This is a genomic window from Bacteroides coprosuis, assembly GCF_020741705.1.
Classification (GTDB): Bacteria; Bacteroidota; Bacteroidia; order Bacteroidales; family Bacteroidaceae; genus Bacteroides_E; species Bacteroides_E coprosuis.
Genome location: NZ_DYYK01000081.1, coordinates 1 through 6,588, shown reverse-complemented (window position 1 = coordinate 6,588; position 6,588 = coordinate 1). Strand labels below are relative to the sequence as shown.

Genomic DNA, 6,588 nt, shown 5'->3' with positions numbered 1-6,588 from the left:
GGTATCAACTTACGAAGTGCATCAAAATCCCATTGACCTTGAGCATTAGGGTTATTTAAAAGAATATTGAGTTCTTTCTCTTGGATTTCATCAACATCAATAACATCTACACGTATGATATAGTCATTCTCAGGGAACTTATTCAGCTCATCCATTACAGACAATCTTTGATGTCCACTGACTAGTCGCATACCTGTACGCTTGTTTACTACCAATCCACCTATAAGCCCGTATTTCTTAATCCCCCGTTTTATGCTTTTACGAGCTTCATCCGTAATGGTACGAGGGTTATAATCAGCAAAGTGAATTTCAGAACGTTGTAGCTCTAAAGACTCACTATTGAAGTATTTATTTATTGTCATAGTCAAATAGTATTTTTCTGCTCATCGGAAAGGTCTTGAAAATCTTCTCTAAGTCTTGAGGATAGTTCTCTCGAAGCCACACGAAACAATCTTCGTTAAATCCTACCCCACCTGAAGCTTTCTTTGAATATCTAATAGGTTCAGGCAACTTATGATGTCTCATATAAGTTAGAATTTCCTTCTGTGTCCAATCTGCTAAAGGATAAGCCAATCCATTGTTCTCATAGTCTTTATAGCCATTTAACATCAAACGGCGATTCATGCTATCAGCTTTCTTCATACCTAAAAAAACATAGTGAATTCCAAAACGTAATTTCATAGCTTCAGTAACATCAGTTAGCTTAATCAATTTTACATTAGGATTTGGTACACAGTAAAGACCTGAACGAAGTATGTAGGAAAGATTCCAATGAGGAATTTGTACAAACTCTACACGTGGATATTTCATTTTCACCCAGTCTATATAACGCTGAATATGCTCTAAGCCTTTAATAAAGTACATAAAGACACAAACGATTCTTTTGAATCTAGGATAAATCAAGTCAAGTAAGACTAAAGAATCTTTACCCAAAGAACAAAACAGAATACACTCCTCTGTTTTTTCAGCAACGCTTTCAATTAATATTTGTGATTCTTTTACTTTACTCATCATAAATACAAAAGAGCAAAGTACTGTAGTGAGTACAATGCTCTTATTTCCTTAAAGTCATCCTACTGATAAACCAAAAGCTACTCGCATATCATAACGTCTTTGACTGCGATTTATTGCTTTACCACCTCTTCCGAGTGAACCGCCAGAGCTAGTGCTCGCTGCTCTCATGTTACTTCTATATCCACTTGTTGCATAGGTGGTTCTAACAATACGATTTTGAGCACCTGTTTTACGTGCCATATCAAATTATTTAAGTGAAACATCTGTTAGATCATTTTATTGATTTCTCTAACACTTTACCTAATGTGTAAACCATTGTTTCACGCACCCACTCTTCACCTTCATGCTCATAAATGATAGGATTACCAAACTCATTAAATTCTACTTCACAAACGGTATCTTTAATCTCTACTAAGGCTGAATCTCTATCTTTATTATAACCAACGAAGAATCGTATAGCATCATACTTTATAGGGACAGCATAACCATTTTCATCTTCTTTTTCATACCCCTCTTCATCAAGCTGAAGATATTTCTTTACTGTTGTAGGTGTAACTTCTCTAAACTCTTGTTTCTTTTCACCTGAAATAATTAAGTCAAAGAACTTTTGCTTAATAATGAGATTTAATACTTTCATAAGTGTGTTAAGATTAATGATCTACACTAACTCAAATATATTACTTATATTAAGTAGTGCATAATATTATTTACTGACTATAGTGACTATCTTTGTATTGTCACTACTATATAAAATACAGTCTAATTTAAGTATTATATATAATATATACTAATATTTAAACAAAATATAAACACGTAAATTTATGGCTAAATCAATTGATGTTCGAGTTATACACGTAGAAATCAAGGCTTCAAGTACACATCATTATTTTGCTTCCCCTGCTGCTATTTATAAAACATTCTCTATTGAAGACATAGGGATTCAACGCCAATCTCTACTCAACTACTGGCAAACAACAGATGAGCCTTATGAGAATGATAAATGCATTATACGTAAAGGCTCTCTCACTAGAAATACTAGACTATAATTCACACAGTAATTTCTCGTATATTCTATTCGTCTTTTCTCTAAAACCCTGGTACGATTTATACCAACATAAAACGTCTGAACTTAAATTACTAATTGCTGAAGGTGATCTAAAGTGTAGTACTCTAGCAAGCTCATTCCTTAGCCCTCTTTTCAACTTATCTCCTACAAAGAATGTGGGTGAAAACAAAAGAATAATAATAAATAGAAACTGACGTTTGTGTACTGAATCTTGGTCCGTAAGTAGATATTCTTTAGGCAAAGAATAGAACCAGTCGTAAATGATTTGGATTTGCTTAATTTCTGTTAGGATAGGTTTAGACACTTCTTGTTCTCTTTGGGTGATGTCTTCTTTTTTCTCTCTTAAAAAAGTCAACTCTTTAATAATATCAATACTTGGTCTCATACTTGGTCTGTAAAAAAGTAAACATTATATTTGACATATAATTGTGTGTGAGAGGGAGTATTGATTTCAGTGCTTCCTCTTTCTATTTTACAGAATTTCCCCATTCTAAGGCAGTAAAGATTGCTCTTGCATAAAGCATCTCTTCATTAGGCTCTAAGAAATCAACCTTCATTGCTGCACTTTTAGCCATATCCCTGTTTGTAGGTTTGACTAAAATTTGATTCTTCATATTTTCTTGCTGTACCTCTACTCTCTTAGCTATTTCTAGCTTTGAAGTTCTTAAGCCCTTCAAAAAATCAGATTGTTGTATTTCTATAGGAATATCCTTTATCAAAGTATAATTTAGCTTGTCTTTCTTGAGATATCCTATACGCACTAATTTTGTAAAAAATGATCCTACAGACTTTTGATTTTTACCTGTCATATTGGAAAACTCTTTTGAAGTAAAAGTATCTGTCTTAAACTTTCTGATTAGATACAGACATTCCATAAAAGTAAGAGACTGCAAAAACTTAGGTGTTAATGCAGTCTCTTTTAATCTGTCTATTCGTTCTCTTAGCAAGTCAGGATTATCTTTCTCTAATCCCTTGAGCTCTTCCATAGAATAAGGGGGTATCTTCTTTCTAAGAATGATCTCTTGACCATATCTAAAGATAAATCCAGCCTTCTCTATAACATATATGTACTGAAGTAAGGATGCTGAATTCCAATTAATTTCTTTAGCAATATCACTAACTGTAGTTTCTTGCTTACTATTTAAGAAGTTCACAAAGTCCTTTAGTAAAGACTTATCTTGCTTTGTTCTCATTGTGTTTAATTTTAAAAATGAAAAGAGCCACTCGGTTTGAGTGACTCTTTAAAACTAATCAATATACAATTCCTTAATATCTAATAAAATATATTGTCTTCAGAGATATACTTAAAAGATTGAGGAGGCATAAAGTTCTCATTTAATTCATAGGGATTAATAGGATTTTCATACTCAATTAATTCCCCTATCTGTAGAGCATAGGCTTTCTCACGTCCCTTAAAATACGTATCAAAAAACGTCTTGCTTATTCCTGATTTGGAAGACGTATCTTTCCATAATTTGGAAGGAACATCTTGCAATATCTTTTCTATAGAAAACTCTCCTACAATCTGCCCAATGGGCATAGTAGCATAGATAATGACAGTTTTTACATTAGCATTTTTAAAAATGTTTTTACGATATTCAAATTTTTTATTTCCTGTAAATATCTCTTTAACAAACTCGGGTTTAATCGATAATAATATTTTCATAAGTTTCTCCTCTTTCTAATATTCCTTTAAACTGTTCATCCGTGAGTGCAAAGATACCCCAATATCTAGGATTTATCCCTAGATCATCCATCAATATCTTTTTAGTTATTCTCTTTGTTAAAGCTATGTTATATGTCATTTTAATAACTATCAAGTCTTTACCAGCATCCCACATCCTTGACAAGTCTTCCCTATCAAATACGCTATACTCATTAGCGTAACTAAATAATTCCTCAAAATTATTAAAATCTAGCCGGAATCGAACATCCTCTACAACACAAACCGATGTGACAACACTTCTGTAATGAGCTGACCCTTGTTCATCTTTAGTTCTATAAGTTACTATTATATCCCCCGGAGCTAAAACCTTTGCACTGAACATACTACAAACGTAGATTTTGGGTATACTATTAGTGTGCGATACATCCTCAATTACATCGTAGGTTTCTGAATTCAAAATTGAATCAGGGAATAACCTAGTATGATATTTGGGATAGATAGATAAACAATACTTATTCCTCCCCCTGGTCTGCATAAGGGGATAGTCCAATAGAATATTTCCTTTAACATTTCTCATATCTTTAAAATACACATCCTCTTCTCCGTTTATGGTAGTTTTAGTCGCACGTTTTTCAAATCCATACTTTTCTATCAGTGAGATTAATGAGCTATGTCGATCAAATATAGTTAGATACACCTCATCTACATCTTGAGACACTGCAGTATCCAATATCTTTTTAACAAAACGATCACCATACTTAGTTCCGCGTCCATTTATTTTAAATGTCCCTACTTTTAGTCTTTTCTTATCTGCTTGGATAGGAATAACATCATCCATAGCACCATCTTCACGTTTTAGATATAAGAAGCCATTAATAAATATATTATTGTCTTCAAATGTTACATATGCTTTTTCTTCTGATTTTCTTGCAAACCATTTTGGAAATTCTTCATATGATTCTTTTAGAGAATCAAAGAACGGATCATCGAGATTAATGTCCTTAAATGTTAGATGTCTCATTTTATTAGATTTAGCCAACTTTTATAAAAGGCTTTGAGTTGCCCACAAAAAGGAATTAGAAAGTAATTTCTCGTTAGATATAACACCTAACTATAACTGTTACCATTTCGTATATCACTAAGAAACAACTGATACAAAACCTTATAACGGACTAAATTTAATCATAATTATTTATAAAATTTACATATATCCCCCTAAAATGGTCGGTGAACACAATTCAATATATTATACATAGAAGCTTCTTCATCTGACTGTTGTAAATCAACAAAGTAGTATTTTAATAATAGAACCAACTCCAATATCAGATAACTTGTATACTGGATACGAGTATTCAGCAAACAAGTTATCTATCCCTGGTCGTGATGAATCCCTTATCTTTTAATATATCCACACATAATTATTTATAGTAAATTATTGTGATGATATATTTATAATCTAACTTTACATTGATTTGTAATTCTAAAAAGTTGTTATTTTGAAGAACCCATTTTTTATAACGGTATTAGGTGTGTTAGTTGTTTTAGGTTTCTTAAAGACATGTTCATTGTTTTTAAAACAGAAAAAAGATATTTCGTTTCTTAAACAGTACTTACAAAAGCTAAATGAGCAAAGTGACTATGATTATATCCAAACATATGCGCCTAAAGTACAACGCCTAGCGGGTTATTTAGGACTCGTTAATTACAGAGCATCTCACGGTAGATATTATGCTAATAACTACCAAATTATAATTAATACTATTAGACAACTAACCAGTCAGATGGGACCCCATCCTGATGATCTATGTTTCGTCTTAAATACTCTGAGCTCTGTTATTGGAGAGTCAATAGAAGAACTAAATAAAACCAAGAGAGACCTACTAAATCCTCTTATTTGGTTAAAAGAGAGCTTTAAATTACTGCTTTCATCTATTCCTTTTATTTTAAAAAGTGTAGGACTGATAACCCCCGATAATTATAGTAAATCGGTTAATTCGAGATCATTCGAGATCATTGTTGGATTTTTCACTATTATATCTGCGATTATAGGAATACTGGGATCTATCAATTCTTAACTGATTATGTTCCCCCCCTGATAGTATGTTATTTTCATTCATTCTTGTACGTCAACAAAACACAAGGCTTGAAATATTCTGTCATATGCTCAGTTATTAATTTCTTATACTTACACCTTATTTGCTTTCTATAAAGCTCTATATCATTAGTTTCACCTTCTTCAGGTAGCTGAATAGGTTTATCTTCTGTTGTTAATCTCACTTGTAGTATTTTCATTTTATATTATCCAACAGTTTTGGGTTATCATAAATGTTGCCACATACAGTTTCATTGACAATAGGCAAATAGTTAAATGAGAGAAAATCATTTGTGGTTTCTCCGATTAGACCGAATGCACCGTCTTTAAATACCACTTCATTGTAGACTTCGTAATAGCCTTTCTCATCTTGTGCATCTTCATATTTCGCATATAAGATATCGCCTTCAAAGACTTTTGTTCCATTCTTGTCTGTAAAGCCAGTATACTGACCTACTGTTTCTTTATTTACCTCATAATCACCTATACAACTACGTGTAACCCAGGTTAAGTCTTTTTCATCTTTATGAAAACCTTTAACTTCTTTGTAGAAACCTTCAACCCATTCATTTTTGTAAGATCTTAGACCTCTGAATAATATTTCTCTCATCTTATTAAATCTTTTACGTGCATACTTTAAATAAGAAGACCTTTATTTAAGTTTGTCTTCCAATTCATTAATTAGCTCCTCTTTAGTGATTGTCTTAGACTTGACCTTGCTAACTTTCATGATAAACCATATAACAATCA

At 32.2% G+C, this 6,588-nt stretch carries 12 protein-coding genes; 2 read left to right on the top strand and 10 right to left on the bottom strand.

Going from position 1 to position 6,588, the window contains the following annotated elements; all coding sequences use genetic code 11:
* The 4 genes from K8V80_RS04850 to K8V80_RS04835 form a co-directional block, all read right to left on the bottom strand.
* Nucleotides 1–362: ParB N-terminal domain-containing protein (locus tag K8V80_RS04850; protein ID WP_338083537.1), on the bottom strand; the 362-nt coding region annotated here is incomplete at its 3' end.
* The gene (locus K8V80_RS04845; protein ID WP_276775818.1) at nucleotides 349–1,011 is read right to left on the bottom strand and encodes a phosphoadenosine phosphosulfate reductase family protein; all 663 of its coding nucleotides are present in this window, start codon (nucleotides 1,009–1,011) and stop codon (nucleotides 349–351) included. The genes K8V80_RS04845 and K8V80_RS04850, both read right to left, overlap by 14 nt.
* A 57-nt stretch (nucleotides 1,012–1,068) precedes the next feature.
* The gene (locus K8V80_RS04840) at nucleotides 1,069–1,254 is read right to left on the bottom strand and encodes a hypothetical protein (protein ID WP_276775815.1); all 186 of its coding nucleotides are present in this window, start codon (nucleotides 1,252–1,254) and stop codon (nucleotides 1,069–1,071) included.
* A gap of 31 nt (nucleotides 1,255–1,285) precedes the next feature.
* Nucleotides 1,286–1,651, bottom strand: coding sequence for an ASCH domain-containing protein (locus tag K8V80_RS04835; protein ID WP_276775813.1), 366 nt, complete (start codon nucleotides 1,649–1,651; stop codon nucleotides 1,286–1,288).
* A 184-nt stretch (nucleotides 1,652–1,835) separates the two neighbouring features.
* Here K8V80_RS04835 and K8V80_RS04830 point away from each other — a divergent pair, with 184 nt between their 5' ends.
* On the top strand, nucleotides 1,836–2,060 hold the full coding sequence (locus K8V80_RS04830) for a hypothetical protein (RefSeq protein WP_276775811.1): 225 nt from the start codon (nucleotides 1,836–1,838) through the stop codon (nucleotides 2,058–2,060).
* On the opposite strand, the gene K8V80_RS04825 is transcribed toward K8V80_RS04830, so the two are convergent.
* The 4 genes from K8V80_RS04825 to K8V80_RS04810 form a co-directional block, all read right to left on the bottom strand.
* Nucleotides 2,055–2,465, bottom strand: coding sequence for a hypothetical protein (locus tag K8V80_RS04825; RefSeq protein ID WP_276775809.1), 411 nt, complete (start codon nucleotides 2,463–2,465; stop codon nucleotides 2,055–2,057). The two genes, K8V80_RS04830 and K8V80_RS04825, sit on opposite strands and share 6 nt — an antisense overlap.
* Before the next feature lie 82 nt (nucleotides 2,466–2,547).
* Nucleotides 2,548–3,273 (bottom strand): hypothetical protein, encoded by a 726-nt coding sequence (locus K8V80_RS04820; RefSeq protein WP_276775807.1) that lies wholly within the window; start codon nucleotides 3,271–3,273, stop codon nucleotides 2,548–2,550.
* Nucleotides 3,274–3,353: 80 nt separating this feature from the next.
* The gene (locus K8V80_RS04815) at nucleotides 3,354–3,746 is read right to left on the bottom strand and encodes an ASCH domain-containing protein (protein WP_276775805.1); all 393 of its coding nucleotides are present in this window, start codon (nucleotides 3,744–3,746) and stop codon (nucleotides 3,354–3,356) included.
* Nucleotides 3,724–4,767: an N-acetyltransferase gene (locus tag K8V80_RS04810; protein WP_276775803.1), complete on the bottom strand. Its 1,044-nt coding sequence runs from the start codon at nucleotides 4,765–4,767 to the stop codon at nucleotides 3,724–3,726. Before K8V80_RS04810 ends, K8V80_RS04815 begins: the two co-directional genes overlap by 23 nt.
* A 475-nt stretch (nucleotides 4,768–5,242) precedes the next feature.
* On the opposite strand from K8V80_RS04810, the gene K8V80_RS04805 reads away from it, so the two are divergent.
* On the top strand, nucleotides 5,243–5,821 hold the full coding sequence (locus K8V80_RS04805) for a hypothetical protein (protein ID WP_276775801.1): 579 nt from the start codon (nucleotides 5,243–5,245) through the stop codon (nucleotides 5,819–5,821).
* Between the two features lie 34 nt (nucleotides 5,822–5,855).
* On the opposite strand, the gene K8V80_RS04800 is transcribed toward K8V80_RS04805, so the two are convergent.
* Complete coding sequence (locus tag K8V80_RS04800; protein WP_276775799.1) at nucleotides 5,856–6,038, bottom strand: hypothetical protein; 183 nt, start codon at nucleotides 6,036–6,038, stop codon at nucleotides 5,856–5,858.
* Nucleotides 6,035–6,448 (bottom strand): YopX family protein, encoded by a 414-nt coding sequence (locus K8V80_RS04795; RefSeq protein WP_276775798.1) that lies wholly within the window; start codon nucleotides 6,446–6,448, stop codon nucleotides 6,035–6,037. The genes K8V80_RS04800 and K8V80_RS04795 overlap by 4 nt, the downstream gene beginning before the upstream one ends.
* Between the last annotated feature and the right edge of the window lie 140 nt (nucleotides 6,449–6,588).

Bases quoted from the DNA above. Each gene is read 5' to 3' on its own strand.
- K8V80_RS04815 (WP_276775805.1), bottom strand. From the start codon at position 3,746: ATGAAAATATTATTATCGATTAAACCCGAGTTTGTTAAAGAGATATTT.
- K8V80_RS04820 (WP_276775807.1), bottom strand. From the start codon at position 3,273: ATGAGAACAAAGCAAGATAAGTCTTTACTAAAGGACTTTGTGAACTTC.
- K8V80_RS04825 (WP_276775809.1), bottom strand. From the start codon at position 2,465: ATGAGACCAAGTATTGATATTATTAAAGAGTTGACTTTTTTAAGAGAG.
- K8V80_RS04835 (WP_276775813.1), bottom strand. From the start codon at position 1,651: ATGAAAGTATTAAATCTCATTATTAAGCAAAAGTTCTTTGACTTAATT.
- K8V80_RS04800 (WP_276775799.1), bottom strand. From the start codon at position 6,038: ATGAAAATACTACAAGTGAGATTAACAACAGAAGATAAACCTATTCAG.
- K8V80_RS04810 (WP_276775803.1), bottom strand. From the start codon at position 4,767: ATGAGACATCTAACATTTAAGGACATTAATCTCGATGATCCGTTCTTT.
- K8V80_RS04830 (WP_276775811.1), top strand. From the start codon at position 1,836: ATGGCTAAATCAATTGATGTTCGAGTTATACACGTAGAAATCAAGGCT.
- K8V80_RS04840 (WP_276775815.1), bottom strand. From the start codon at position 1,254: ATGGCACGTAAAACAGGTGCTCAAAATCGTATTGTTAGAACCACCTAT.
- K8V80_RS04795 (WP_276775798.1), bottom strand. From the start codon at position 6,448: ATGAGAGAAATATTATTCAGAGGTCTAAGATCTTACAAAAATGAATGG.
- K8V80_RS04845 (WP_276775818.1), bottom strand. From the start codon at position 1,011: ATGAGTAAAGTAAAAGAATCACAAATATTAATTGAAAGCGTTGCTGAA.